Origin of the sequence: Bradyrhizobium sp. LCT2, assembly GCF_009931255.1 — a bacterium.
Taxonomy (GTDB): Bacteria; Pseudomonadota; Alphaproteobacteria; order Rhizobiales; family Xanthobacteraceae; genus Bradyrhizobium; species Bradyrhizobium diazoefficiens.
In genome coordinates this window covers 99,951-123,589 of the sequence record NZ_CP034432.1, presented here as the reverse complement: position 1 = coordinate 123,589, position 23,639 = coordinate 99,951, and the positions used below count along the sequence as shown (strand labels likewise).

Below are 23,639 nucleotides of genomic sequence, written 5' to 3'. Positions count from 1 at the left end.
GGCGCCTCGTCCGCGGCGGATTCCGGTATCAAAGATGTAGCTGATTGCGTATTGTCGCCCGAACATCGGACGAAGAAGAGCTGCGGGAAATTCAGGCGATATGAAACGTCTCAAGATCCTCCGGCGGTGGTTTGCGCGGAAGCTTGGCCTTGCGCGGCTGATGTGCCTGGCGCTGCTGGTCGTCTTCGCCGGCGCCCGGCTCTGGGATCCGCCGCCGATCCAGGAATTGCGGCTGCGCACCTTCGACATGTTTCAGCTGATCGATCCGCGCCACAAGACGGCGCGGCCGGTCACCATCGTCGACATCGACGACAAGAGCCTCGCCAGGCTCGGGCAGTGGCCGTGGCCGCGGACGCGGATCGCCGATTTGATCCAGAACCTCACCAGCAACGGCGCGGTCGCGATCGGTTTCGACGTGGTGTTCTCGGAAGCCGACCGGCTCAACCCGGATCTGGTCGCGAGCCAGATGCGCTATCTGGACGATGCCACCCGCGCCAAGCTGCGCGAGCTGCCGACCAATGACCAGATCCTTGCCGATGCTATCAAGCGCTCGCGCGTGGTGCTGGGCGAGACCGGGCAGCGGGCGATCTCGTCGGAGATCGACAAGGAGCTCCCCTTCACCGGCGTCGCGACGGTCGGCGAGGACGGTGCCGAACGCTTTCTGTTCGAATTCCCGGGCCTGCTGCGCAACGTGCCCGTCATCGAGAAGGTTGCGGCGGGCCGTGGCCTGTTTTCGATCAAGACCGAGCGCGACGGATTGATCCGCCGCGTGCCGATGATCATGCGCGCGCAGGGCATGGTCATGCCCTCGCTCAGCCTCGAGATCCTGCGGGTCATCACGGGAACGCCGACGCTGCTGGTCCGGACCGACAAGACCGGCGTGCGGGGCGTGCGCCTCAAGGGCGTCGAGATCCCGACCGACAGAAACGGCCAGCTCTGGGTGCATTACGCTCGCCAGGATCCCTCGATCTACGTCTCGGCGGCCGACGTGCTCGACAACACCGTGCCGCCCGCCAAGATCGCCGGCAAGCTGGTGCTGGTCGGCACCTCCGCGGTCGGGCTCAACGACATCAAGACCACGCCGGTGTCCTCGACCATGCCGGGCGTCGAGATTCATGCCCAGGTGCTGGAGAGCGTGCTGAGCGGCGCGGTGATCTCCCAGCCGAACTACGCGCTCGGCGTCGAATTGATCGCCGCGCTTGTCATCGGCCTGCTCGTCATCATCTTCACGCCGAACCTCGGCCCGGTACGCCTCGTGCTTGCGGGCGCGATGTTCGCCGCCATCCTGGTCGGCGTGTCCTGGTTCTTCTACGCGCAGTACCGCTACCTCATCGACTTCACCTACCCGCTGCTGTCGACCACCGCGATCTACCTGACGCTGATCTTCGCCAGCTTCGTGCGCGAGCAGCGCCAGCGCGTGCAGATCCGGGGCATGTTCGCGCAGTACATGTCGCCGGTTCTGGTCGAACAGCTGGCGCAGTCGCCGGAAAAGCTCGTGCTCGGCGGCGAGGAGCGCGAGATGACGATCATGTTCTCCGACGTGCGCGGCTTCACCACGATCTCGGAGAGCTACAAGCACGATCCGCAAGGCCTCATCACGCTGATGAACCGCTTCCTGACGCCGCTGACCGACGTGATCATCGATCAGAAGGGCTATATCGACAAGTACATGGGCGACGCCATCATGGCGTTCTGGAACGCGCCGCTCGACGATGCCGAGCACGAGGTCAATGCCTGCGAGGCCGCGATCCAGATGCTGGAGCGGATCGACGCGGTCAACAAGGAGCGCGAGGAGGAAGCCGCCGACGGCGGCCACGTCTACATCCCGCTCAATGTCGGCATCGGCCTCAACACCGGCATCGGCGTGGTCGGCAACATGGGCTCCGACCTGAAGAAGAACTATTCGGTGCTCGGCGACAGCGTGAACCTGGCCTCGCGCCTGGAGGGACAGTCGAAGGAATACGGTTTCCCGATCATCGTCGGCTCCAGGACCGCGCTCGCCGCCAAGGACAAGTTCGCGATCCTCGAGCTCGACTTCATCATGGTCAAGGGCAAGACCGAGCCGGAGGTGATCTACGCCGTCGCCGGCCGCGAGGACGTGATGCATTCAGGCTCCTTCCAGCGCCTGCGCAACGTCACCATCGAGATGCTCGGCTGCTACCGCAACCGCGACTGGCAGGGCGCGCTGGACGCCATCGAGCGCGGCCGTCGCAGCGAGGACGCCGACACGCTGGAAAAGCTGTTCAAGCTTTATGAAATCCGCATCAAGGAATTCCAGCTCAATCCGCCGGCGGAAGGCTGGAACGGGGCATACGCGCTGCTGACGAAGTAGGGGGCACACATTCGCTGTCGTCCCGGATAAGCGCGCCTCAAGCGCGCCCCGATCCGGGACCCATAATCCCAGGGAGGAGTTGCGGCGCGAGATCGGCAACCCGAGTCTTCGCCAAACATCTCCCTGTGGCTATGGGTCCCGGGTCTGCGCTGACGCTTGCCCGGGACGACAGGGTGTTCGACGCGGTAGATTGCCCTCACTCCACCCCGATCGTGGTCAGGTCCTGGAACCAGTGCTGCGCCTGGACGAACTGCTTGATCTTCGGCGACAGCGCATGCGGGTTGGTGTCGTGGACGACCCACACCAGTGCGGCATCGTCGACGATCAGCGCATGTGCCTGGGCCAAAAGTTCGTCCTGCTTGGCGCTGTCGAAGGTCTGCTTGGCCTCGTCGATCAGCGCGTCGACCTTCGGGTTCTTGTAGCCGCCCCAGTTGACGCCGACCGGCGCGATCTGGCCGGAATGGAAGAAGCGGACGATGGCGTAGAGCGGGTCGGAGGTGACATAGGCGATGTTGTTGGCGGTGATGCCGGCGTTCATCTCGTCGGCCGCGCCCTTGCGCCAATGCGTGTAGAGCGTCTCGAGCTCGACGACCTTGAAGTCGATGTCGATGCCGATCTCCTTGAAGCTCTGTTGCAGGAATTCGTTCATCGGCAGCGACAGCATCTGGCCGGTGCCGCCCTGCGCGATGATGAAGGTGGTCTTGAGCGGCTTGGCCTTGGAGTAGCCGGCTTCCTCGACCAGCTTCTTCGCCGCCGCAAGGTCGTATTTCAGCTCGAAGGTCGGCTTGCCGAACCACGGGCTCGACGGATCGACCTGGCCCTTGGCGGGTTTTGCCAGGCCGTTCATCAGGCCGACCACGGCCTCACGATCGATCGCAAGGTTCAGCGCCTTGCGCAAGCGGATGTCGGTCCAGGGCGAGCCCGGCAGCACGCTCAGATGATAATTCCAGACATGCGGCGTGACGTTGTCGACGAGCTTCATGCCGGCCGCTTTCAACTGTGGCACGGCGTCCGGCGCCGGCGTCTCGATCAGGTCGACTTGCCCGGCGAGCAGCGCGTTGGTGCGCGTCAGCGCTTCGGGCATCGGCACCAGCACCAGCTTGTCGACCTTGGGGATGCGCTTCTTGTTCCAGTAGTCCGGGTTCTTGGTGAGCTCCGCAAGCTCGCGCGGCACCAGCTTGGTCAGCTTGAACGGGCCGGTGCCGGAGGGCTGGCTGGCGAACTTGTCCCAGTCCTTGCCGAGCTTCTCGTACTGCGCCGGGCTCGAGACCAGAAACCACAGCATCTGATAGGGAAAGAAGGAATCGACCGTCTTGGTGGTGATCTCCACCGTGGAATCGTCGATCTTGGCGTAGCTTGCGACGGACGGCAGGCGGGTCTTCACCTGCGCGCTCTGCCGCTTGTCGAATTGCGGCGCCTTGTCGTTGAGCACCTTGTCGAGATTCCAGATCACGGCATCGGCGTTGAACTCGCTGCCGTCGTGAAACTTCACACCCTTGCGCAGCGTGAAGCGCCATTTGGTCTTGTCGGCATCGTCCACCTTCCATTCGGTCGCGAGGCCCGGCACCAGCTTGCCGGGACGATCGGCGACGTCCATCTCCCAGGCGACGAGCGGATCGTAGATCGTGTAGGCCGTGAACTGATAGGCGCCGGCGCCGCGATCGGGCTGGCCGGTCGTCAGCGGAATGTCCGCCATCGAGATGCCGTAGCGCACCACCGTTTCGGCGCGCGCCGAGATCGCGGAAATCGCCAGCGCAAGCACGGCGAAACAGGTCGTTAGTCGGATACGCATGGCCCAAAGCTCCCAGGAGATTTCGGGGCCAAACTTGCAATCTTGATGCCAGAATAGGCAGCGACGTGCCTCCGCAGACGTGCGATCACAAAGACTTGTCGTCGCAGGGGCAATTTGCAGAAAAAGTTTCCCCATTGGCACAGCCATTGCATACGATTGCATCAAAATTAGTCACTGAAAGCCGGAAGAGGACTGAGACGATGCTGATCAAGAACAATAAGACCCGCGCGGCGCTGATCGCGTTGCTGGCGCTCGGCAGTGCCGCCGCATGGCCGCGTGTGGCCAGCGCGGAAACGGTGCTGCGCATCGGCATGACCGCTGCCGATATTCCGCGCACGCTGGGCCAGCCCGATCAGGGCTTTGAAGGCAACCGCTTCACCGGCCTCACCATGTATGACGCGCTGACCGGCTGGGACCTGTCCTCCGCCGACAAGCCGAGCGTGGTGATCCCCGGCCTTGCCACCGAGTGGAAGGTCGACGATGCCGACAAGACCAAATGGACCTTCAAGCTGCGCCCCGGCGTCACCTTCCATGACGGCTCGCCGTTCAATGCGGACGCCGTGGTGTGGAACGTCGAGAAGGTGCTGAAGCAGGATGCGCCGCAGTTCGACGCCAGCCAGGTCGGCGTCACCGCCTCGCGCATGCCGACGCTCGCCTCGGCGAAGAAGATCGACGACATGACGGTCGAGCTCACCACCAAGGAGCCCGACAGCTTCCTGCCGATCAATCTCACCAACCTCTTCATGGCGAGCCCGGCGAAGTGGCAGCATTTCTATGACAAGGCGGAAGGCGCCGACGCCAAGGCCAAGTCGCAGGCTGCGTGGACTGCCTTTGCGAAGGATGCCGCGGGCACCGGCCCCTGGAAGATGGCGAGCTTCACCCCGCGCGAGCGGCTCGAGCTGGTCAAGAACGCGAGCTATTGGGACAAGGCGCGCGTGCCCAAGGTCGACAAGATGGTGCTGTTGCCGATGCCGGAGGCGAACGCCCGCACCGCGGCGCTGCTCTCCGGACAGGTCGATTGGGTCGAGGCGCCGGCGCCGGATGCGCTGCCTGAGCTCAAGCAGCGCGGCTTCAAGCTCTATGCGAACGAGCAGCCGCATGTCTGGCCGTGGCAGTTCTCGCGCATCGAAGGCTCGCCCTGGAACGATATCCGCGTGCGCAAGGCGGCCAACCTCTGCGTCGATCGCGAAGGCCTCAAGGACGGCCTGCTCGCCGGCCTGATGGTGCCTGCGACCGGCACCTTCGAGCCCGGCCATCCCTGGCGCGGCAAGCCGGCTTTCGAGATCAAGTATGACAAGGCGGCCGCGCAGAAGCTGATGCAGGAGGCCGGCTTCGGCCCGAACAAGAAGCTCGAGGTGAAGATCCAGACTTCGGCCTCCGGCTCGGGCCAGATGCAGCCGCTGCCGATGAACGAATATCTCCAGCAGGCGCTCGCCGAATGCTATTTCGACGTGAAGCTCGACGTCATCGAGTGGAACACGCTGTTCACCAACTGGCGCCGCGGCGCCAAGGATCCCTCGGCCAACGGCTCCAACGCGACCAACGTCACCTATGCAGCGATGGACCCGTTCTTCGCACTGGTGCGCTTCCTGCAATCGGGCATGGCCCCGCCGGTCTCGAACAATTGGGGTTTCATCAACAATCCCAAGTTCGATGAGCTGGTCAAGAAGGCGCGCCAGACCTTCGATCCCGCCGCGCGTGATGCCGCGCTCGCCGAGCTGCACGCGGCCTCGGTCGACGACGCCGCCTTCCTCTACGTCGCCCACGACGTCGGCCCCCGCGCCATCAGCCCGAAGGTCACAGGCGTCGTGCAGCCGAAGAGCTGGTTCATCGACTTCTCGCTGGTGTCGATACAGTAGTTCGCGCCACACGCACGCCGTACCCTCTCCCCTTGTGGGAGAGGGTGGCTTCGCGATAGCGAAGCCGGGTGAGGGGTCTCTCTCCGCGAGTGACCCTCTCTCTCATTCGATAATGCTGCAACCGCGGATAGAACCCCTCATCCGGCGCTTCGCGCCACCTTCTCCCACAAGGGGAGAAGGGAAGAAAGAATCCGACGTGCTCGCCTATACCGCCAGACGCATCGTCTATGTCGTCCCGATCGTCATCAGCGTCGCGCTGGTGTGCTTTCTGCTCGTGCACATCACGCCGGGCGATCCGCTCGTCGCCGTGCTGCCGGCCGACGCTTCGCAGGAGCTCGCGGCGCAGCTGCGCGCCGCCTACGGCTTCGACCGGCCGCTGCCGGTGCAGTTCGGGCTTTGGCTGCTCCGTGCCCTTCATGGCGATCTCGGCAATTCCATCGCGACGGGGCGCCCCGTGCTCGCCGAGGTCATGCGCGCGGTCGGCAACACCGTCACGCTCGCGATTGCCGCCGCCATCATCGGCTTCACCATGGGCATCCTGCTCGGCCTGACCGCGGGCTATTTCCGCGAGACCTGGATCGACAAGGTCGCGACCTCCTTTGCCATCGCCGGCGTCTCGGTGCCGCATTACTGGCTCGGCATGGTGCTGGTCATCATCTTCTCGGTGCAGCTGAACTGGCTGCCCGCGGTCGGCGCCGGACCGAACGGCTCCAACTCCTGGGCGTGGGACTGGGCGCACCTGAAATATCTCGTGCTGCCGGCGATCACCACGTCGGTGATTCCGATGGGCATCGTCACCCGCACCGTGCGCGCGCTGACCGGCGACATCCTCAGCCAGGACTTCGTCGAGGCCCTGCGGGCAAAAGGCCTGCACGAAACCGGCGTGTTCCGTCACGTCATCAAGAACGCCGCGCCCACCGCGCTCGCGGTGATGGGGCTTCAGCTCGGCTACATGCTCGGCGGCTCGATCCTGATCGAGACCGTGTTCTCCTGGCCGGGCTCGGGCTTCCTGCTCAACTCGGCGATCTTCCAGCGCGACCTGCCGCTGCTGCAGGGCACGATCCTGATCCTCGCGCTGTTCTTCGTCTTCCTCAATCTGCTGGTCGATATCGCGCAAGCCGCGATCGACCCGCGCATCAAGCGGGGCTAGTCAGATGAGCCTCGCTGTAGCGATGCAAAAGGTGCGCTCCCTCCCCCGCCTGCGGGGGAGGGTTGGGGAGAGGGTGTCTCCTCAATCGAGAACCCCCAAGAGGAGAAAGCCCTCACCCGGCGCTTCGCCACAGCCGAGGCTTCGCCTCGGCGTACTTAAAAGGGACGGCCGCCAAGGGCGGCCGCTGCCTCTCCCGCAAGCGGGAGAGGTGCACTGCCGCCTTGGCGCGCACCGGATCCACCGATACGCAGTGGGAGCTAGCCGATGAGCGATCTTCCGCTATCCGCCACCAGCGACGCCGCGCTGCAGGCCGCGCCCGCCACCAAGGCGCGCGGCTATTGGGCCACCGTCGGCCGCCGCATCGTGCGCGACAAGGTCAGCATGGCCTGCGCGCTGGTGCTGCTGCTGATCTTCCTGTCCGCGATCCTGGCGCCGTGGCTCGGTCTGGAAGACCCCTACAAGGGCTCGATGATCCGCCGCCTTCGGCATATCGGCACGGTCGGCTACCCGCTCGGCACCGACGAGCTCGGCCGCGACATGCTGGCACGGCTGATCTATGGCGGACGCCTGTCGCTTGTCATCGGCATCCTGCCCGTGATCCTTGCCTTCTGCATCGGCACCTCGCTTGGCATCATTGCCGGCTATGTCGGCGGCAAGCTCAACACCGCGATCATGCGCACCGTAGACGTGTTCTACGCTTTCCCGTCGGTGCTGCTCGCCATCGCGATCTCCGGCGCGCTCGGCGCCGGCATCCTCAACTCCATCGTGGCGCTGACCATCGTGTTCGTGCCGCAGATCACCCGCGTTGCCGAGAGCGTCACCACCGGCGTGCGCAACATGGATTTCGTCGAGGCCGCGCGCGCCTCCGGTGCCGGTGCCTTCACCATCATGCGCGTGCATATCCTGGGCAACGTGCTGGGCGCGATCTTCGTCTATGCCACCAGCTTGATCTCGGTCTCGATGATCCTGGCCGCCGGCCTCTCCTTCCTTGGCCTCGGCACCAAGCCGCCGGAGCCGGAATGGGGGCTGATGCTGAATACGCTGCGCACCGCGATCTACGTCAATCCCTGGGTCGCCGCGCTTCCCGGCGCGATGATCTTCGCGGTCTCGATCTGCTTCAACCTTCTCTCGGACGGCCTGCGCAGCGCCATGGACATCAGGAATTAGGCCATGAGCGAAACCAACGATTCCGTCGCCATGCTAGAGCCGATTGAAGATCTTGGCGGCGTTGCGCAGCCATTGCTCCAGGTCAACGGCCTGACCAAGCATTTCCCCGTCCGCGGCGGACTGTTCGCCGCGAAACGCACCGTGCGCGCGGTGGACAACGTCTCCTTCTCTGTCGCCAAGGGCGAGACCGTCGGCATCGTCGGTGAATCCGGCTGCGGCAAGTCCACCACCGCGCGCCTCCTGATGCATCTGATGCCGCGCGATACCGGCGACATCATCTATGACGGCATGACCGTCGGTCAGGCGCTGTCGCTGCGCGAGCTGCGCCGCGGCATGCAGATGGTGTTCCAGGACTCCTATGCCTCGCTCAATCCGCGCCTCACCATCGAGGAATCCATCGCCTTTGGCCCGAAAGTCCACGGCATGGCCGATGGCACGGCGCGGGCGCTGGCGCGCGAGCTGCTCGGCAAGGTCGGCCTGCGCCCGGAAAACTTCGCCAACCGCTATCCGCACGAGATTTCCGGCGGCCAGCGCCAGCGCGTCAACATCGCGCGGGCGCTGGCGTTGTCGCCGCGGTTGGTGATTTTGGACGAAGCCGTCTCCGCACTCGACAAATCCGTCGAGGCGCAGGTGCTCAACCTCTTGGCCGATCTCAAGCGCGAGTTCGGCCTGACCTATCTCTTCATCAGCCACGATCTCAACGTCGTGCGCTACATCAGCGATCGTGTGCTGGTGATGTATCTCGGCGAGGTCGTCGAGCTCGGCCCGGTCGACCAGGTCTGGGACCAGCCGGCGCATCCCTATACGCGCGCGCTGCTGGCGGCGATGCCGTCTTCCGATCCTGACAGGCGTACCGAAAAGCCGCCGATCACCGGCGATCCGCCCAATCCGATCGATCCGCCGTCGGGCTGCCGCTTCCACACGCGCTGCGCATTTGCGGAGCCGCTCTGCGCAAATGCAGCGCCAAAGCTCACCGCGGTCGATACAATGGGCCACGAGGCCGCGTGCTACATGGCCATTCCGGGGTCAGGCCATAGCCGCGCGCCCGCAGGGGAAATCGCATGACGAGACCGACACCAAAAGAGATCAAGCCGATCGCGCTAGTTGCCGGCGTTGCCGTGGATGACGAGATCGCAACACGCATCTCCAACTCCATCGGGCCGGCCTTCGAAGGCTTTGTCGCCATCGCCGGCACGCTGCCATTCGACCTCGAGCCGGCTTCTTACGTGCTCGCGCAGACGGCGAAGGTGTCGAAATGAGCACCGAACCGGCATTGATGACGCTCACCGAGGTCGCGCGTGCGATCGCGATGAAGCAGGTGTCCTCGCATGAGGTGACGCGCGCGCTGCTGCACCGCATCGCGCAGTGGCAGCCGCATCTCAACGCCTTCATGTCGATCGAGGCGGAGGCGGCGCTGAAAGCAGCCGAGGCCGCCGATGCCGAGCTGGCCAAGGGCGAAGTGCGCGGTCCGCTGCATGGCGTGCCGCTCGCGCACAAGGACATGTATTACGATGCCGGCAAGGTCTCGACCTGCGGCTCGCTGATCCGCCGCGATTTCGTTGCAACGACGACCTCCACCGCCTTGCAGCGGCTGAAGGATGCGGGCCAGGTCCGGCTCGGCACGCTGCATCTCGCCGAATTCGCCTATGGACCGACCGGCCACAACGCCCATTACGGTCCGGTGCGCAATCCCTGGAACGTCGCGCATATCACCGGCGGCTCGTCGTCGGGCTCCGGCTCGGCGGTCGCCGCGCGGCTAACCTTTGCGGCGCTGGGCTCCGACACCGGCGGCTCGATCCGCATGCCCGCGCATTTCTGCGGCGTCACGGGATTGAAGACCACCTGGAGCCGCGTCAGTCGCGCCGGCGCAATGCCGCTGTCGCAATCGCTCGACACGGTCGGCCCGCTCGCCCGCACCGCCGAGGACTGTGCGCTGCTGCTGGCGCTGATGGCAGGTCCCGATCCCGAGGATTCGACCGCGAGCCATGAGCCGCTGTCCGACTATGTCGGCGCGACCAAGGGCTCGCTGAAAGGCCTCAAGATCGGCGTGCCCGCGTCGTTCTACGTCGACGATCTCGACGGCGAGGTCGCGCGCGTGCTGGACGAGACCATCGCGGTGCTCAAGCGCGAGGGCGCCGACATCGTCAAGGTCGAGCTGCCGGACCAGCGGCAATTGTCTTCGGCGAGCCAGCTCGTGCTCGCGGCGGAAGCCGCCGCCTTTCACAAGCGCTGGATGATCGAGCGTCCGCAGGATTATGGACCGCAGGTCTTGATGCGGCTGCAGAACGGTCTCGCCGTTCCCGCCATCACCTATCTCGAAGCGATGCGCTGGCGCGGTCCCGCGCTCGCCGCCCACAACGCCGCGACCGCTGGTGTCGACGCGATCATCGCGCCGGCCTCGCCGGTGCCGGCGCCGACGATCGAGGAGAGCGATGTCGGCGGCGGCCCGAATGCGCCGGCCATGGTGCAGCGCCTGACGCTGTTCACTCGCCCGGTGAATTTCCTCGGCCTGCCGTCGCTCACGGTGCCGTCGGGCTTCACCAGGAGCGGCCTGCCGGTTGGCATGCAGCTGATCGGCCGCTCCTTCGATGAAGCGACCCTGCTCACCATCGGCGCGGCGTTTCAGCGCGTCACCGACTATCACGACCGGGTACCCAAACTGCCGTCATGACAAAGCTCGTCGAGATCTCAGGCCTCAACATCCGCTTCACCGGCGAGCGCACGGTCTATGCCGTGAACGATCTCAGCCTCTCACCGGGGGACGGCGAGGTGCTGGGCCTGCTCGGCGAGTCCGGCTCGGGCAAGAGCGTGACCCTGCGTGCGCTGATGCGGCTGCTGCCGAAGAAGCGCACGCAGATATCCGGTAAGGTCAACGTCATGGGCCGCGACGTGCTCGCGATGAATGACGAGGAGCTCTCGTCGTTCCGCGGCCAGACCGTCTCGATGATCTTTCAGGAGCCCGCGCTCGCGCTCGATCCGGTCTACACCATCGGCGCGCAGATCGCCGAAAGCGTGGTGCGCCACGAAGGCAAGTCTTATGCGGAAGGAAGGGCACGCGCGCTCGAAATGCTCGAAGTCGTGCGCATCCCTTCCGCAAAGCGTCGGCTCGACGCCTATCCGCACGAAATGTCCGGCGGCATGCGTCAGCGCGCGATGATCGCGCTGGCGCTCGCCTGCCGTCCAAAGATCCTGCTCGCGGACGAGCCGACCACCGCGCTCGATGCCACCGTGCAGATCCAGATCCTGCTGCTGCTGCGCGAGCTGCAGCGCGAGTTCGGCATGTCCGTCATCTTCGTCACCCACGACATCGGCGTCGCCATCGAGATCTGCGACCGCGTCGCGGTGATGTATGCCGGCCAGATCGTGGAGCAGGGAACCTTGCGCGACATCGTCCGCACGCCGGTGCACCCCTATGCCAAGGGCCTGCTCGCCTCCACAATCCACGGCGCCAAACGGGGCGCGCGGCTGGAAACCATCCCCGGCACCCCGCCGTCGCTGGCCGAAAGGCCCCACAATTGCTCCTTCGCCCCCCGCTGCGCCGCCGCCCAGCCGCGCTGCCTGGAGCAACTGCCTGCGAATGTGGAGGTGGGACCAGGCCGGGCGGCAAGGTGCGTCCTGGCGGAGCCGGTGGTCGCGACATAGCCGGTGCGCTCCCTCGCCCCGCGCTTGCGGGGAGAGGGTTGGGGTGAGGGGCCTCTCTCCGCGCATGACCATGTCGAGAGACCCGTACCCCCTCACCCGGATCGCATCTTGCGATGCGATCCGACCTCTCCCCGCAAGTGGGCAGAGGTGAAAGGCCGCCCGGGCCCGTGGCTACCCCTCTCCCTGCCCCTCCCTCGCAAGGGGGGAGGGAATGAGAGAGTTTGCGTCCCTCACTTTCCAAACGCGCGCCACTTCGGAATTCCTCTACGGCAACACCGGCTTGTCACAATTCACCGAGCGCGCTCGGCCAAGGTCCGTTCTACTGTGCATGGGGTTGTTTTCGAGTTTTTTGTTTAGACGCCCCACCGAGGGCGAGCCGACCAGCATTCAGACCCCATTCATCCCGGTTCCGGTTCCATGGCCCCGTTCACGGAGAGGGACCTCACTTATGTACATTTCCAATGAAGGCCTGCTCGTCATCCTGTTCGTCGGCCTGGTCGCCGGCTGGCTGGCCGGCAAGGTGGTGCGGGGCGCCGGTTTCGGCATCATCGGCGACATCGTGATCGGCATCGCCGGCGCGTTTGTGGCCAGCTTCCTGTTCCCGAAGCTCGGCATTCGTATCGGCACCGGGCTCGTGTCGGAAATCGTCTATTCCGCCATCGGCGCGGTCATCCTGCTGCTCGTGGTGCGGCTGGTACGCGGCGGCGGCCGGTTCTAGCGGCGCCTTGACCTAACTTTCGACCTCTCCCCGCCCGGGGAGAGGTGACATATCTGCAAGAAAAAGCCGCAAGACTGTGAGATTCCGGACTTGCGCGCCGGGCCATCAGGGGGTGATGTGCCCCCACAGGGGATCGGGTTGATTCAGCCGCGTTGGACGAGGGGCGAAAACGCGATGTTAATCCGGGTCAATTACTCCTGAAATTGCCTTTGAAATCAGGGGCTTTGCCCCTTACCCGAAAGAGACCAGACTGATGGCAGCCGTCCCTGGCGTTCGCCGTTCAGAGCTTGCTGACGCGCTGCGCGCTTGTCGCACGGCATTCGTCGGCGTTGGCCTGATGAGCTGCATGATCAACCTGCTCTATCTGACCGGGTCGATCTTCATGCTGGAGGTCTACGACCGGGTGCTGCCGAGCCGCAGCATTCCGACCCTGGTCGGCCTGATCATCATCGCCAGCTTCCTCTACGCGGCGCAGGGCGTGCTCGACATGATCCGCAACCGGATCCTGGGGCGGATCGGCACCGCGCTCGACGAGGCCCTGAACAAGCGCGTGTTCGACACCGTCGTGCGCCTGCCGCTGCTGATCGGCAGCCGCAACGAGGGCCTCCAGCCGCTGCGCGACCTCGACAATGTCCGCTCCTTCCTCGGCGGCATGGGACCGAGCGCGTTCTTCGATCTGCCCTGGCTGCCGCTCTATCTCGCCATCTGCTTCGCCTTCCACGTCATGATCGGCCTGACCGCCCTGGTCGGCGCCATCATCCTGGTCGGCCTGACGGTGGTCACCGAGTTCATGTCCCGCCAGCCGGCGAAGGATGCGATGGGGCTTGCGGCCCAGCGCAACGATCTCGCCGCCTCCAGCCGTCGCAACGCCGAAGTGATGGTGTCGATGGGCATGACCAGCCGGATGAACCAGCGCTGGAGCGAGGCCAACGAAAAATATCTCGCCGGCAATCAGCGTGCGAGCGACGTCGCCGGCGGCCTCGGCGCGGTCGCCAAGGTGCTGCGCATGATGCTGCAATCCGCCGTGCTCGCGGTCGGCGCCTATCTCGTCATCCACCAGGAGGCGACCGCCGGCATCATCATCGCGGGCTCGATCCTGTCGGCCCGCGCGCTGGCGCCGGTCGATCTCGCCATCGCGCACTGGAAATCCTTCGTCGCGGCCCGCCAGAGCTGGCAGCGCTTGACCCGCCTGCTGGAGCAGATGCCGGCGCAGACGATGCCGACCCAGTTGCAGGCGCCCACCAGCCGGCTCTCGGTCGAGGGCGTCGCCATGGTTCCGCCGGGCGATCAGCGCCTCATCGTGCAGGACATCACCTTCGCGCTCGCCGCCGGCAACGGCCTTGGCGTGATCGGGCCGAGCGGCTCCGGCAAATCCTCGCTGATCCGCGCGCTGGTCGGCGTCTGGCAGCCGGTGCGCGGCAAGGTGCGGCTCGACGGCGCGGCGCTCGACCAATGGTCATCCGACATGCTCGGTCGGCACATCGGCTATCTGCCGCAGGACGTGGAACTGTTCGGCGGCACCATCGCGCAGAACATCAGCCGCTTCGACCCCGAGGCCACCTCCGACGGCATCATCGCCGCGGCCAAGGAGGCCGGCGTGCACGAGATGATCATCAAGATGCGCGAGGGCTACAACACGCAGGTCGGCGAGCAGGGTGGCGCGCTGTCCGCGGGCCAGGCGCAGCGCGTCGCGCTGGCGCGCGCGCTCTACGGCAGTCCGTTCCTGATCGTGCTCGATGAGCCCAATTCCAATCTCGACACCGAAGGCGACGAGGCGTTGACCCGCGCCATCCGCGCCGCCCGCGAGCGCGGCGCCATCGTCGTCGTGGTGGCGCATCGGCCGATCGGCGTCGAGGCGGTCGACCAGATCCTGGTGCTGCGCGACGGCCGCATGCAGGCCTTCGGCCCGAAGGAGCAGGTGCTCGCCCAGGTGCTCCAGCCGCGCGTGACGCCGCCGGCACCGATCAAGGTCGTCAGTGAGGGCGGAGTGGCCAAGTCATGAGCACAAAGTCATGAGCACGATGGCGATCGGTGGCGGCAAGCCCGCCGCCAAGAAGACCGTGCGGGATTCCATCAAGTTTCACTTGATGCTCGGGCTCGGGATCGTGCTGGTCCTGGTCGTCGGCCTCGGCGGCTGGGCGGCCACTGTGCAGATCTCGGGCGCGCTGATCGCACCGGGCCAGGTCGTGGTCGAATCCAACGTCAAGAAGGTGCAGCACCCGACCGGCGGCGTGGTCGGCGAGCTGCGCGCCCGCGACGGCGACGTGGTCAAGGCCGGCGACGTGGTGGTGCGGCTCGACGACACCGTCACCAAGGCGAACCTCGCCATCGTCACCAAGAATCTCGACGCCGCGCTGGCGCGCGCGGCACGGCTCCAGGCCGAGCAGCGCGGTATCGACAGGATCGACTTCCCGCAATCGCTGCTCGATCGCGGCAACGATTACGACGTCAAGACGCTGCTCTCCGCCGAAACCAAGCTGTTCGACGTCCGCGTCAACGGCCGTGCCGGCCAGAAGGCGCAGCTCCGCGAGCGCATCCAGCAGCTCAACGAGGAGATCGAGGGTCTCTCCGCGCAGGAGCGGGCCAAGGACAAGGAAATCTCGCTGGTGCAGCAGGAGCTCACCGGCGTGCGCGATCTCTACGAGAAGCATCTCGTGCAGATCTCGCGCCTGACCACGCTCGAGCGCGACAGCGCTCGCCTCAACGGCGAGCGGGCGCAGTACATCGCCTCGCGGGCGCAGGCCAAGGGCAAGATCACCGAGACCGAGCTTCAGATCATCCAGGTCGACAAGGACATGGTGAGCGAGGTCTCCAAGGATTTGCGTGAGACCAACGACAAGATCGGCGAGCTGATCGAGCGCAAGGTCGCCGCCGAGGACCAGCTTCGCCGCGTCGACATCCGCGCGCCGCAGGACGGCATGGTCCTGCAATCGACCGTGCATACCGTCGGCGGCGTCGTCACCGCCGGTGACGCGCTGATGCTGATCGTGCCGCAGGCCGACGATCTCCAGGTCGAGGCCAAGGTCAATCCGGTCGATATCGACAAGCTCCAGATCGGCCAGAAGACGCTGCTGCGCCTGTCCGCATTCAACCAGCGCACCACGCCCGAGCTCAACGGCGTCGTCAGCCGCGTCTCGCCCGACGTCACCACCGACCAGCGTACCGGCCAGAGCTACTACACCATCCGCGTCTCGCTGCCGGCCGAAGAGGTCGTCCGGCTCGGCGATTCCAAGCTGATCCCCGGCATGCCCGTGGAAGCCTTCGTCCAGACCGGCGACCGCACCATGCTGTCCTATCTGATGAAGCCGCTGCACGACCAGTTGATGCGGGCCTTCCGGGAGAAGTGACGCGCGACGGCGCGTCACCCCCAACTCGTCATTGCGCTCGCAATGACGGCTTGGCTGCGTCTTGCTATAGTTCGACTCAAGCCCCACGAACCCGGCGTTCGAACCATGCAATCCCCGCCCTCCATCGCCACCGAATCCTTCTCCGACGCGTCCGCGGCCGTCGCACGGCTCGAAGAGATATACGAACGCAATACGAAATTCCTGCGCGACCGGCTCGAGGCCTATGTCGGCGGCGAAGCGATCACGACGCGGGCGCGGGCCTACTACCCCTTCGTCCGCCTCACCACCGCGACGTATGCGCGGCTGGATTCGCGTCTCTCCTATGGCTTCGTCGCCGGCCCCGGTGTGCACGAGACCAGCGTAACGCGGCCGGATCTGTTCCGCAGCTATCTCACCGAGCAGATCGGCCTGTTGATCCAGAACCACGGCGTACCCGTCGAGATCGGCGAGTCGGCGGAGCCGATCCCGATCCACTTCGCCTATCGCCGCGACATCAACATCGAAGCCGCCATCACCACCGGCGAGAATTCCCTTGTGACGCGATCGCTACGCGACGCGTTCGACGTGCCCGATCTCGCCACCATGGACGATTCGATTGCGGACGGCACCTTCGAGCTCCAGCCCGGCGCGCCGGAGCCGCTGTCCCTGTTTCGGGCCGCCCGGGTCGATTACTCGCTGCGCCGGCTCTATCACTACACCGGCACCGATCCCGAGCACTTCCAGAACTTCGTGATCTTCACCAACTACCAGTTCTATGTCGATGCCTTCGCGCAGCTCTGCCAGCAGCGGCTTCAGTCCGGCGAGGCCGGCCTCGACGCCTTCGTCGCGCCCGGCAACGTGATCACGCGGAGCGGGGGCGCGACGAGCGGGGACGCGCCGACACGCATGCCGCAGATGCCGGCCTTCCATCTGGTCGAGCCCGGCTATCGCGGCATCAGCCTGATCAACATCGGCACCGGCCCGTCCAATGCGCGCAACGTCACCGACCACGTCGCGGTGCTGCGCCCGCACGCCTGGCTGATGCTCGGCCATTGCGCGGGCCTGCGCAACACGCAGCGGCTCGGCGACTATGTCCTCGCCCATGGTTACGTGCGCGAGGACCATGTGCTCGACCGCGAGCTGCCGCTCTGGGTGCCAATCCCGGCGCTCGCCGAGATGCAGGTCGCGCTCGAGGAGGCGGTCGAGGACGTCACGGGCCTCGAAGGCTTCGAGCTCAAGCGCCTGATGCGCACCGGCACGGTCGCGAGCGTCGACAACCGCAACTGGGAGATCTCAGGCCCTGAGATGATCCGCCGCCTGTCGCAATCGCGCGCGGTCGCACTCGACATGGAATCGGCCGCGATCGCCGCCAACGGCTATCGCTTCCGCGTCCCCTACGGCACGCTGCTCTGCGTCTCCGACAAGCCGCTGCACGGCGAGATCAAGCTCGCGGGCATGGCCAGCGAATTCTACCGCCGCCGCGTCGGCCAGCATCTCGAGATCGGCCTGAAGGCGCTGGAGCGGCTCAAGCAGCAGGAGTCGGAGCGCCTGCATTCGCGAAAGCTGAGAAGCTTTGCCGAAGTGGCATTCCAGTAAAGGACAACAGAACTGTCGTACGAACGCTGACGTCTCCGTGAACACAGCACCTGGAATATCGCTGCCGAGGCAGGGTTATCAATTCGTCCGGGGCCGCTTGAAGCAGGACAGGAGACGGAGATGTTCACTGGGATGATCAGGCTCGTCACACTCGGCACATTTGCTGCAGCCCTGTTGAGTTCGCCGGCGCTCGCCGCGGGCGGGGGCGGCGGCGGTGGAGGCGGCGGCAGCATCAGTTCTACCGATCCCTACGCCGGCGCCTATTCGGATCAGAAGCCGCAGCCAACCTATCCGAAGCGGCCGGGCACCAAGGCGACCCAGAAGGGCAAGAAGCAAGGCAACCAGTCCAGCATAGGCGATCCCGCTTTCGCTGCCGGTTACCGCGTGGCCTATGACACCATCTACGAGCGTAACGACTATGCGACCGCGATCGCGCAGTTGAAGTCGCTCGGCCATGACGACCATCCGAACGTCGCCAACCTCATCGGCTACTCCTATCGCAAGCTCGGCGACTACGAGCAGTCGCAGGTCTGGTACGAGCGCGCCTTGCGGGCAGATCCGAACCACGTGCTGACGTGGCAATATTACGGACTGTGGCAGCTCGAGCGGGGCAACCGCGAGCAGGCGCTCTATCACCTCGGCCGGATCGCATCCATCTGCGGGACGGATTGCGATGAGTACAGATCGCTGGCGGCGGCACTGGACAAGCCGTCCGGTACGGCGCTCGTCTACTGACGCCGGAGCGTGGCCGACTGACGGGAGCGCGCTGTTGAAGAGCGTCGCATGACGGCCATGCCCCTTGGCGCGGGTGGTGACAACGCGTCAGATTTTCAGCATTGTCCCGTTCGGGGGCGCGAACGGGACAATTGGATGCCGCTGACGCGCGACAGGATTATCGGCCACGACCTCGAACGTCTGGCCTTTCGCTTCACCATGCTGAACGATGGCGAGGTCGTGCACTGCCAGATCTCCGACGCCGCGATGGACGAACTTGCAGGCATGCAGGGCACCGAGAGCAGCGCGCGGCAGGCGCAATTCCTGTCCCTGCGCGAGACCATCGAACGGATCGCATCGGACCTTTACGACGAAGCGCCGCGGTTCAAGGGGTACGTGGTGCGGATCTTCATGCGGCATTTAGGGCGGTAGGCACCGTGCCTCCCCAACGTCGTCCTGGCGAAGGCCAGGACCCATTACCACCGTCGAATGTTGTTGGAAGAAGCTGCGGCCCCGCCGACCGCAACAATTTCCATTTGGGGTTATGGGTCCTGGCTTTCGCCAGGACGACACGAGATGTAAGACGGCGCCGCTCTCTCGTCCGCAAACGACGATGCGGCTATTCCGATAGCTTCCTCAGCAGCAGCTTCAGCGCCGTCGTCGCAAACACTTGCATATTCGCAAGCCGGTCATTGCCGCCCGTCTCCAGCGTGATCACTTCCGCCGCCGGCCCCGCGACCGCCATGCAGCTATGGCCGGCGGCGTCGCCGTAGCGGTTGCCGGTGGGGCCGGCGGCGCCGGTCTCGGACAGGCCCCAGTCGCAATTGAAGCGGCTGCGCATCTGCTCGGCCAACAGCTTTGCGTATGGCTCCGACGAGGAGCGGAAGCCCTTCATTCCTTCGTCCGAAATATCCATCAGCACGCGCCTGGCATCGCGGGTGTAGACCACCGCGCCACCGAGGAAATAGGCGGATGCACCGGGCACCGCGAGCAGGCCGGCCGAAATCAGGCCGCCGGTCGAGGATTCCGCGACCGCAATGGTCTGTTTGCGCGCGATCAGTTTCGCCGCAACCTGTTCAGCAATGCCGACGAGCTCTTTCATCCCTTTGACCTCTCATTCCCTCGCAACCGAGCTCAGCCTTCCTAGCATAAGCTGGCTGCCCTGGCCGAGTTGCGGGCGACGGTCAGGCCTGCTTGAATGGCGCACACAAGGCGGAGCGGCCAAGCCGACCGCGAGAAGACGTGACGAGGAAACGTGAAGGAGACGTGATGGCGTCCCTGATCGCCGGCGGGGTGGATTGCGACGTGCATCCGGCCGTGCCGCATCTGACCAGCCTGCTGCCGTACCTGAACGACTATTGGCGCGATCAGGTGACGACGCGCGGCATGATGGACCTCGTCTCGCAATCCTACCCGCAGAACTCGCCGATCGTGGCGCGCCCCGATTGGCGTCCCGAGAGCGGCAAGCCGGGCGCGAGCCTGGAAGACATGCAGCGCCATGTGCTCGATCCTTTTCAGGTCAGCCATGCCATCTGCAATCCGCTCTACGCCGTGCAGATGGTGTTTTCCGAGGACATGCAGGCCGCCTTCTGCCGTGCGCTGAACGACTGGCTGGTGAAGGAATGGCTCGATCGTGACAAGCGGCTGCGCGGCTCGATCGTGATCCCCACGCAAAGCGTCGAGAAGGCCGTCGCCGAGATCGAACGCTGCGCGCACGACCGCCGTTTCGTACAGGTGTTGATGCTGGCGATGGGCGACGTGCCGCTCGGCAAGCGCGCGCTGTGGCCGATCTACGAGGCCGCGGAGCGGCTGGACCTCGCGGTCGGCATTCATGCCGGTTCCGCCTATCACAATCCGCCGACCGCGGTGGGCTGGGGTTCCTATCACATCGAGGATTATGTCGGTCAGGCCCAGGCGTTCCAGACCCAGCTCACCAGCGTGATCGTCGAGGGCGTGTTCGCCAAATATCCGCGGCTGAAAATGGTGATGCTGGAGTCCGGCGTGTCCTGGATCTCCCCCTTTCTCTGGCGGCTTCACAAATTCTGGCGCGGGGTGCGGATGGAGACGCCCTGGGTCGATCGCGCGCCGCTGGAACTTGTGCGCAGCAACATCCGCTTCTCGTTACAGCCATTTGATGCGCCGCCGGAACCCGAGACATTAATTCGCCTGTTTGATCATATGCAGTCGGATGAATTGGTCCTATTCTCCACGGACTATCCACACTGGCAGTTCGACGGCCAGGACGCGCTCCCCCAGGGCCTCACCCCCGATCTCGTGCGCAAGATCATGATCGACAATCCGCATGCGACCTATCCCCGCCTGACTTAGCCGCTGCAAAAGGAGGCAAGGCGATGAATATTCAATTCCGCGAGAGCACCGAAGCCGCTTCCCCCCTGACGACCAAGACCGCGATCGCGGATTGTGACATCCATCCGGCCCGCGCGACCCGCACCGAGCTCTATCCCTATCTCGCCAAACGCTGGCAGCATCATCTCGAAGTCTACGGCGTGCACGCCTATCAGGGCATGATGGAAGGCCCGCCCTATCCGAAGGCCCAGCCCAACGCCTCGCGCCGCGACGCCTATCCGCCGGAAGGCGGGCCGCAGGGCTCCTCGCTCTCCTTCATGCAGAAGCAGCTGCTCGACCCCAACAATGTGCAGCTGGGCGTGCTCAATCCGCTCAATGCCGGGCAGGGCATCCGCAATCACGAGCTCTCGGCCGCTTTGTGCTCGGCGATCAACGACTGGCAGATCGACAAATGGACCAGCAAGGACAAACGGCTGAAAGCGTCCATCGTCGTGGGCAATGAGGACGGGCTGTCGGCGGCCGCCGAAATCCGCGAGCGCGCCGGCGACAAGAATTTCGTTCAGGTGCTGCTGCTCAGCCGCAACGTCGAGCCGCTCGGCCAGCGCCGCTACTGGCCGATCTATCAGGCCGCGGAAGAGGCTGGCCTTCCCGTCGGCGTCCACGCCTTCGGCTTCGGCGGCAACCCGATCACGCCGTCGGGCTGGCCTTCCTATTACATCGAGGAGATGGTGGGACATTCGCAGTGCCAGCAATCGGCGCTGGCCAGCCTCGTGCTTGAAGGCGTGTTCGAACGCTTCCCGAAGCTCAAGATGGTGATGATCGAGGCCGGCTTCGGCTGGGCGCCGTCGCTTGCGTGGCGATTGGACAAGGCCTGGCAGCGGCTCAGGAGCGAAGTGCCGCATGTGAAGCGTCCGCCGTCGGAATATATCCGCGAGCAGGTGTGGTGGACCACGCAGCCGATGGAGGATCCGGAGCGGCGCGAGGATCTGTTCGACGTCATCAAGTGGATCGGCTGGGACCGCCTGCTGTTCGCGACCGACTATCCGCACTGGGACTACGACGAGCCGTCGCGCGTCTTGCCGGCGGGCGTCAGCGATACCAACCGCGAGGCGTTTTATCTCGGCAATGCGCGCAAGCTGTACGGAATCAATTGATGGCGCGTCACGTGATTGCGCCGGTCGATGAGTTGCCACCCGGCACGCGAAAATTCCTGGAGATCGAGGGACGGCCGATCGCGGTCTTCAACATCAAGGGCGAATATTTCGGCCTGATGAACCGCTGCCCGCATCAGGGCGCGGCGCTGTGCGAGGGCCCGCTGATCGGGCTCGCGCAATCGAGCGATCCCGGCGAGATCGAATACACCAGGCTTGGCGAGATCATCCGCTGTCCCTGGCATGGCTGGGAGTTCGACATCCGCACCGGCCAGTCCTATTGCGACCCCCGCCGCTTCCGCGTGAAAGCCTATCCGGCCCATGTCGCGCCTGGCGCGAGCGTCGTGAAGGGGCCGTATGTCGCCGAGACGATCCCGGTGAAGGTCGAGAGCGACTACGTGGTGGTGGAGCTGTAGCCCCACTGTCATTCCGGGACAGTCCGCAGGGCTGAACCCGGAATCCATCGTGCGTCTGGAATGCTGGGAGAAATGGATTCCGGGCTCGCCTCTTCGAGGCGCCCCGGAATAACCGTCAACGCCCCGCAACCGGCTCTGCCACCGCATCATAGGTCGGCACCGCCTTGCCGCCGCGATACACGGTCGAGGCCGCGATGATGCCGAGCAGGGCGGCGAACATCAGCCAGAAGCCGGGCGAGGCCTTGTCGCCGGTCCGCTCGATCAACCAGGTCGAGGCGAACGGCGTGAAGGTGCCGAACAGCGCGGCTGCGAGCGCGAAGGCGAGCGAGAAGCAGGTGGTGCGGACATGCGCCGGCACGATCTCGACGAGGGCGCCGAGCATGGTGCCGCTGTAGACGCCGAAATAGAACGAGAACATCATCTCGACCGCGAGCAGCTTGCCGAAGGTCGGCGCCGCCACCAGCCAGTGCAGCGCGGGGTAGGCGGTGACGAGCGACAGGCAGGCGATGGTGATCAGCACCGGCTTGCGGCCGATGCGGTCGGACAGCGCGCCACCGACCGGATTCCAGAAGAAGTTGGTTACGGCGACCAGCAGCGTCACCAGCAGCGCGTCCTGCGTCGACAGCTTCAGCACGGTCTTGCCGAACGTCGGCGTGTACACGGTGACGAAGTAGAACGTCGTCGTGGTCAGGATCGCGATCATCATGCCGAGGATGACAATGCGCCAGTTGGCGAGCGCGGAGGCGAACACCTCGCTCGCCGTGGGATGCTTCTTCATGGCGAGGAAGGCCGGCGTTTCCTCGAGCGTGCGCCGCAGGAAGAAGATCAGGGGAATGATCAGGCAGCCGACGAAGAAGGGAATGCGCCAGCCCCAGGCGGCCACCGTGTCGGCCGGCATCACCTCGGAGAGAAGATAGCCGAGGATCGAGGCCACGAAGATCGCGACCTGCTGGCTCGACGACTGGAACGAAGTGTAGAAGCCGCGGTTGCCGGGCGTCGAGATCTCGGCGAGATAGACTGACACGCCGCCGAGCTCGACGCCGGCGGAGAAGCCCTGCAGCAGGCGGCCGATCAGCACGATGACGGGCGCTGCGATGCCGATGGTCGCGTAGCTCGGGCAGAACGCGATCACGACGGTGCCGATGGCCATGATGCCGAGCGTGACGATCAGGCCCTGGCGGCGGCCGATGCGGTCGATGTAGGCCCCGAGCACGATCGCGCCGACGGGCCGCATCAGGGCGCCGAGCCAGAACACGCCGAAGGTGTTGAGCAGCGAGGCCGTCTCGTTGGTGGAGGGGAAGAACGCCTTGCCGATGGCGGCGGCATAGAAGCCGAACAGGAAGAAGTCGAACTGCTCGAGGAAATTGCCGGATGTGGCGCGCAGGATCGCGCCGATGCGCGACTTGATCTCGGGCGGATTGGTTGCTGGTCCAGCCATGACGTTACTCCCCTTCAAGTGTGGCCGGACC

Annotated in this window: 20 protein-coding genes; 17 read left to right on the top strand and 3 right to left on the bottom strand. The window is 65.2% G+C overall.

Going from position 1 to position 23,639, the window contains the following annotated elements:
* The first annotated feature begins 100 nt into the window (after positions 1-100).
* A complete protein-coding gene (locus EI171_RS01485; protein ID WP_011090647.1) occupies positions 101-2,332 on the top strand; it encodes a CHASE2 domain-containing protein in 2,232 nt (743 codons plus the stop codon).
* Positions 2,333-2,528: 196 nt separating this feature from the next.
* Here EI171_RS01485 and EI171_RS01480 read toward each other — a convergent pair whose 3' ends face one another.
* Positions 2,529-4,124: an ABC transporter substrate-binding protein gene (locus EI171_RS01480; protein ID WP_060908929.1), complete on the bottom strand. Its 1,596-nt coding sequence runs from the start codon at positions 4,122-4,124 to the stop codon at positions 2,529-2,531.
* A 200-nt stretch (positions 4,125-4,324) separates the two neighbouring features.
* On the opposite strand from EI171_RS01480, the gene EI171_RS01475 reads away from it, so the two are divergent.
* The 13 genes from EI171_RS01475 to EI171_RS01415 all read left to right on the top strand — a co-directional run bounded on the left by EI171_RS01475 (position 4,325) and on the right by EI171_RS01415 (position 18,728).
* Positions 4,325-5,983: an ABC transporter substrate-binding protein gene (locus EI171_RS01475; RefSeq protein WP_161532386.1), complete on the top strand. Its 1,659-nt coding sequence runs from the start codon at positions 4,325-4,327 to the stop codon at positions 5,981-5,983.
* Positions 5,984-6,179: 196 nt separating this feature from the next.
* Positions 6,180-7,133: an ABC transporter permease gene (locus tag EI171_RS01470; RefSeq protein ID WP_161532385.1), complete on the top strand. Its 954-nt coding sequence runs from the start codon at positions 6,180-6,182 to the stop codon at positions 7,131-7,133.
* A 264-nt stretch (positions 7,134-7,397) separates the two neighbouring features.
* Positions 7,398-8,300, top strand: a complete 903-nt coding sequence (locus tag EI171_RS01465; RefSeq protein ID WP_161532384.1) for an ABC transporter permease — start codon at positions 7,398-7,400, stop codon at positions 8,298-8,300.
* Positions 8,301-8,303: 3 nt separating this feature from the next.
* Entirely contained in the window at positions 8,304-9,365 is a 1,062-nt protein-coding gene (locus tag EI171_RS01460) for an ABC transporter ATP-binding protein (protein ID WP_028173727.1), read from the top strand.
* Positions 9,362-9,559 carry a hypothetical protein gene (locus EI171_RS01455; RefSeq protein ID WP_161532383.1) on the top strand — a complete coding sequence of 66 codons (198 nt, stop codon included), beginning with the start codon at positions 9,362-9,364 and terminating at the stop codon, positions 9,557-9,559. The genes EI171_RS01460 and EI171_RS01455 overlap by 4 nt, the downstream gene beginning before the upstream one ends.
* The gene (locus EI171_RS01450) at positions 9,556-10,971 is read left to right on the top strand and encodes an amidase (RefSeq protein WP_161532382.1); all 1,416 of its coding nucleotides are present in this window, start codon (positions 9,556-9,558) and stop codon (positions 10,969-10,971) included. The genes EI171_RS01455 and EI171_RS01450 overlap by 4 nt, the downstream gene beginning before the upstream one ends.
* On the top strand, positions 10,968-11,942 hold the full coding sequence (locus EI171_RS01445; protein ID WP_161532381.1) for an ABC transporter ATP-binding protein: 975 nt from the start codon (positions 10,968-10,970) through the stop codon (positions 11,940-11,942). The genes EI171_RS01450 and EI171_RS01445 overlap by 4 nt, the downstream gene beginning before the upstream one ends.
* A gap of 448 nt (positions 11,943-12,390) precedes the next feature.
* Complete coding sequence (locus EI171_RS01440) at positions 12,391-12,660, top strand: GlsB/YeaQ/YmgE family stress response membrane protein (protein ID WP_011090639.1); 270 nt, start codon at positions 12,391-12,393, stop codon at positions 12,658-12,660.
* A 253-nt stretch (positions 12,661-12,913) separates the two neighbouring features.
* Positions 12,914-14,662 (top strand): type I secretion system permease/ATPase, encoded by a 1,749-nt coding sequence (locus EI171_RS01435; protein ID WP_161532380.1) that lies wholly within the window; start codon positions 12,914-12,916, stop codon positions 14,660-14,662.
* 10 nt (positions 14,663-14,672) lie between these two features.
* Entirely contained in the window at positions 14,673-16,007 is a 1,335-nt protein-coding gene (locus EI171_RS01430; RefSeq protein WP_028173732.1) for an HlyD family type I secretion periplasmic adaptor subunit, read from the top strand.
* 105 nt (positions 16,008-16,112) lie between these two features.
* Complete coding sequence (locus EI171_RS01425) at positions 16,113-17,582, top strand: AMP nucleosidase (RefSeq protein WP_161532379.1); 1,470 nt, start codon at positions 16,113-16,115, stop codon at positions 17,580-17,582.
* Positions 17,583-17,702: 120 nt separating this feature from the next.
* Positions 17,703-18,317: a M48 family metallopeptidase gene (locus tag EI171_RS01420; protein ID WP_161532378.1), complete on the top strand. Its 615-nt coding sequence runs from the start codon at positions 17,703-17,705 to the stop codon at positions 18,315-18,317.
* A 135-nt stretch (positions 18,318-18,452) separates the two neighbouring features.
* Positions 18,453-18,728: a DUF1488 family protein gene (locus EI171_RS01415; RefSeq protein ID WP_028173735.1), complete on the top strand. Its 276-nt coding sequence runs from the start codon at positions 18,453-18,455 to the stop codon at positions 18,726-18,728.
* Between the two features lie 187 nt (positions 18,729-18,915).
* On the opposite strand, the gene EI171_RS01410 is transcribed toward EI171_RS01415, so the two are convergent.
* On the bottom strand, positions 18,916-19,398 hold the full coding sequence (locus EI171_RS01410) for a CinA family protein (RefSeq protein WP_011090633.1): 483 nt from the start codon (positions 19,396-19,398) through the stop codon (positions 18,916-18,918).
* A gap of 167 nt (positions 19,399-19,565) precedes the next feature.
* On the opposite strand from EI171_RS01410, the gene EI171_RS01405 reads away from it, so the two are divergent.
* The 3 genes from EI171_RS01405 to EI171_RS01395 are packed head-to-tail and all read left to right on the top strand — an operon-like array spanning position 19,566 to position 22,170.
* Complete coding sequence (locus EI171_RS01405; RefSeq protein WP_161532377.1) at positions 19,566-20,624, top strand: amidohydrolase family protein; 1,059 nt, start codon at positions 19,566-19,568, stop codon at positions 20,622-20,624.
* A 23-nt stretch (positions 20,625-20,647) separates the two neighbouring features.
* On the top strand, positions 20,648-21,757 hold the full coding sequence (locus tag EI171_RS01400) for an amidohydrolase family protein (protein WP_028173738.1): 1,110 nt from the start codon (positions 20,648-20,650) through the stop codon (positions 21,755-21,757).
* A complete protein-coding gene (locus tag EI171_RS01395) occupies positions 21,757-22,170 on the top strand; it encodes a Rieske (2Fe-2S) protein (RefSeq protein WP_011090630.1) in 414 nt (137 codons plus the stop codon). Before EI171_RS01400 ends, EI171_RS01395 begins: the two co-directional genes overlap by 1 nt.
* Before the next feature lie 115 nt (positions 22,171-22,285).
* Here EI171_RS01395 and EI171_RS01390 read toward each other — a convergent pair whose 3' ends face one another.
* Positions 22,286-23,608: an MFS transporter gene (locus EI171_RS01390; protein ID WP_161532376.1), complete on the bottom strand. Its 1,323-nt coding sequence runs from the start codon at positions 23,606-23,608 to the stop codon at positions 22,286-22,288.
* Positions 23,609-23,639: the final 31 nt, after the last annotated feature.

Coding starts and splice junctions, on each gene's coding strand:
- EI171_RS01450 (WP_161532382.1), top strand. CDS start 9,556: ATGAGCACCGAACCGGCATTGATGACGCTCACCGAGGTCGCGCGTGCG.
- EI171_RS01475 (WP_161532386.1), top strand. CDS start 4,325: ATGCTGATCAAGAACAATAAGACCCGCGCGGCGCTGATCGCGTTGCTG.
- EI171_RS01420 (WP_161532378.1), top strand. CDS start 17,703: ATGTTCACTGGGATGATCAGGCTCGTCACACTCGGCACATTTGCTGCA.
- EI171_RS01415 (WP_028173735.1), top strand. CDS start 18,453: ATGCCGCTGACGCGCGACAGGATTATCGGCCACGACCTCGAACGTCTG.
- EI171_RS01390 (WP_161532376.1), bottom strand. CDS start 23,608: ATGGCTGGACCAGCAACCAATCCGCCCGAGATCAAGTCGCGCATCGGC.
- EI171_RS01410 (WP_011090633.1), bottom strand. CDS start 19,398: ATGAAAGAGCTCGTCGGCATTGCTGAACAGGTTGCGGCGAAACTGATC.
- EI171_RS01485 (WP_011090647.1), top strand. CDS start 101: ATGAAACGTCTCAAGATCCTCCGGCGGTGGTTTGCGCGGAAGCTTGGC.
- EI171_RS01460 (WP_028173727.1), top strand. CDS start 8,304: ATGAGCGAAACCAACGATTCCGTCGCCATGCTAGAGCCGATTGAAGAT.
- EI171_RS01445 (WP_161532381.1), top strand. CDS start 10,968: ATGACAAAGCTCGTCGAGATCTCAGGCCTCAACATCCGCTTCACCGGC.
- EI171_RS01455 (WP_161532383.1), top strand. CDS start 9,362: ATGACGAGACCGACACCAAAAGAGATCAAGCCGATCGCGCTAGTTGCC.
- EI171_RS01465 (WP_161532384.1), top strand. CDS start 7,398: ATGAGCGATCTTCCGCTATCCGCCACCAGCGACGCCGCGCTGCAGGCC.
- EI171_RS01480 (WP_060908929.1), bottom strand. CDS start 4,124: ATGCGTATCCGACTAACGACCTGTTTCGCCGTGCTTGCGCTGGCGATT.
- EI171_RS01425 (WP_161532379.1), top strand. CDS start 16,113: ATGCAATCCCCGCCCTCCATCGCCACCGAATCCTTCTCCGACGCGTCC.
- EI171_RS01400 (WP_028173738.1), top strand. CDS start 20,648: ATGAATATTCAATTCCGCGAGAGCACCGAAGCCGCTTCCCCCCTGACG.
- EI171_RS01405 (WP_161532377.1), top strand. CDS start 19,566: ATGGCGTCCCTGATCGCCGGCGGGGTGGATTGCGACGTGCATCCGGCC.
- EI171_RS01430 (WP_028173732.1), top strand. CDS start 14,673: ATGAGCACGATGGCGATCGGTGGCGGCAAGCCCGCCGCCAAGAAGACC.
- EI171_RS01440 (WP_011090639.1), top strand. CDS start 12,391: ATGTACATTTCCAATGAAGGCCTGCTCGTCATCCTGTTCGTCGGCCTG.
- EI171_RS01395 (WP_011090630.1), top strand. CDS start 21,757: ATGGCGCGTCACGTGATTGCGCCGGTCGATGAGTTGCCACCCGGCACG.
- EI171_RS01435 (WP_161532380.1), top strand. CDS start 12,914: ATGGCAGCCGTCCCTGGCGTTCGCCGTTCAGAGCTTGCTGACGCGCTG.